The sequence below is a fragment of the Actinoplanes sp. NPDC048791 genome (assembly GCF_040650095.1).
In the GTDB taxonomy this organism is placed as follows: Bacteria; Actinomycetota; Actinomycetes; order Mycobacteriales; family Micromonosporaceae; genus Actinoplanes.
Genome location: NZ_JBEZGQ010001229.1, coordinates 1 through 2,241, shown reverse-complemented (window position 1 = coordinate 2,241; position 2,241 = coordinate 1). Strand labels below are relative to the sequence as shown.

At 73.6% G+C, this 2,241-nt stretch carries 3 protein-coding genes; all 3 read right to left on the bottom strand.

Annotated elements, in window-relative coordinates; genetic code table 11:
- A partial coding sequence (locus tag AB0C29_RS44720; protein WP_360833936.1) for a biotin/lipoyl-containing protein occupies positions 1–416 on the bottom strand: 416 nt, incomplete at its 3' end.
- On the bottom strand, positions 413–1,414 hold the full coding sequence (locus AB0C29_RS44715; protein ID WP_360833934.1) for an alpha-ketoacid dehydrogenase subunit beta: 1,002 nt from the start codon (positions 1,412–1,414) through the stop codon (positions 413–415). The genes AB0C29_RS44720 and AB0C29_RS44715, both read right to left, overlap by 4 nt.
- On the bottom strand, positions 1,411–2,241 hold an 831-nt coding region (locus tag AB0C29_RS44710), incomplete at its 5' end, for a thiamine pyrophosphate-dependent enzyme (protein WP_360833932.1). The genes AB0C29_RS44715 and AB0C29_RS44710, both read right to left, overlap by 4 nt.

The following is a 2,241-nucleotide window of genomic DNA, read 5'->3' as shown; positions in this document are numbered from 1 at the left end:
CGCCGCTGGTGCGGCGGCACCACGAGCGGCACCCGGTGCGGCAGCACAGCCGGAGCCTGCCGGCCCCGCGGACGACGCCGCCGGGAAGTGGCCGTCGCGCCCGTCGTGCCGTACCCGATCAGGACGTTCCCCGATCCGGCCTGCTCCTCCTCGCGATAGGTCTCCGCCTCCGGGACCAGCGCCGCGACCGTGAGCAGCGGCTTGCCGACCTCCAGCGTGGCGCCCTCGGTGGCGTGCCGGGTCGCGATCCGGCCCGCGTACGGCGTGGGCACCTCGACCAGTGACTTCGCGGTCTCCACCTCGACCACCGGCTGGTCGACCTCGACGGTGTCGCCCTCCTCGACCAGCCAGCGCACCACCTCCGCCTCGGTCAGTCCCTCGCCGAGGTCGGGCAGCAGGAAGGTCTGCGTGCTCACGAGTCCTCCCACTGCAGGTCGTCCACGGCGTCCAGGACGCGGTCCACGCCGGGCAGCTGGAAGTGCTCGAGCTTCGGCGGCGGGTACGGGATGTCCAAGCCGGTCACCCGGCGGATCGGGGCGGCCAGCGCGTGGAAGCAGCGCTCGGTGACCCGGGCGACGATCTCGGAGGACACGCTGGCGAAGCCGGCCGCCTCCGCGACCACGACGGCCCGGCCGGTGCTGCGCACGGCGGCGCACACGGTCTCGTCGTCGAACGGCACGATCGAGCGCAGGTCGACCACCTGCAGGCTTCGGCCCTCGCTCGCGGCGACCTCGGCGGCCTCCAGGGCGACCGGCACGGACGGGCCGTACGCGATCAGCGTGGCGTCGGTGCCCTCGCGGCGCACCACGGCGGTGCCGATGCCGGGCACCGGAGCGCCGAGCTCGACCTCCTCCTTGCTCCAGTAGAGCTTCTTGGGCTCCAGGAAGATCACCGGGTCGTCCGAGGCGACCGCCTCGCGCAGCAGCCCGTACGCGTCCGCCGGCGTCGCCGGGGCGACCACGTGCAGGCCGGGCGTGTGCGCGTAGTACGCCTCGGAGGAGTCGCAGTGGTGCTCGACCCCGCCGATGCCGCCCGCGTACGGCACCCGGATCACCATCGGCAGCGTGACCCGGCCGCGGGTGCGGTTCCGCATCTTCGCCACGTGGCTGACGATCTGCTCGAACGCCGGGTACGCGAACGCGTCGAACTGCATCTCCACCACCGGGCGCATGCCGTTCATCGCCATGCCGACCGCCACGCCGACGATGCCGGACTCGGCCAGTGGCGTGTCGAAGCACCGGTTGTCGCCGAACTCGGCGGTCAGGCCGTCGGTGATCCGGAAGACGCCGCCGAGCGCGCCGACGTCCTCGCCGAAGACCACCACCGCCGGGTCCGCGGCCATCGCGTCGCGCAGGGCCCGGTTGAGCGCCTGGGCCATCGTCAGCTTGACGTGGTCGGTGGCCGTGACCGTCATCGCAGCGCTCCTTCGCGCTCGAGCTCGTCGGCGACCAGCGCGGCCTGCTCGGTGAGCTGCGGGGTGGGACTCGCGTACACGTGGTCGAAGAGCATCGCCGGGTCGGGCTCGACGTCGCGGTTGAGGCCGTCGCGCAGGTGGGTGGCGACCTTCTCGGCCTGCGCCGTGATGTCCGCGAGCTGCGCGTCGTCGAGCAGGCCCCGCTCACGCAGGTGGGCCTCGAGCCGGGTGATCGGGTCGCGCTCGACCCAGGCCGCGACCTCGGCGTCCGGGCGGTAGCGGGTGGCGTCGTCGGCGTTGGTGTGAGCCTGCATCCGGTACGTGTGCGCCTCGATGAGCTGCGGTCCCTCGCCGGCGCGGGCGCGCTGCACGGCGGCTCCGAGCACGGCCAGCAGCGCGGCGGTGTCGTTGCCGTCGACGCGTTCTCCCGGTACGCCGTAGCCGATGCCCTTGTGCGCCAGGGACGGGGCGGCGGTCTGCCGGGCGAGCGGGACGCTGATGGCGTACTCGTTGTTCTGCACGAAGAAGACGACCGGCGCGCGCAGGACCGCCGCGAAGTTGAGCGCCTCGTGGAAGTCGCCCTCACTGGTGCCGCCGTCACCGCAGAGCGCCAGGACGACGGTGGGCTCGCCGCGCAGCCGGGCGGCGTGCGCGACCCCCACGGCGTGCGGGAGCTGGGTGGCCAGCGGCGTCGCGTGCGGCGCGACGTTGTGCTCGTACGGGTCGTAGCCGCAGTGCCAGTCGCCCTTGAGCAGCGACAGCGCCTCAACCGGGTCCACACCCCGGCCCACCGCGGCGACCGTGTCGCGGTACGTCGGGAACAGCCA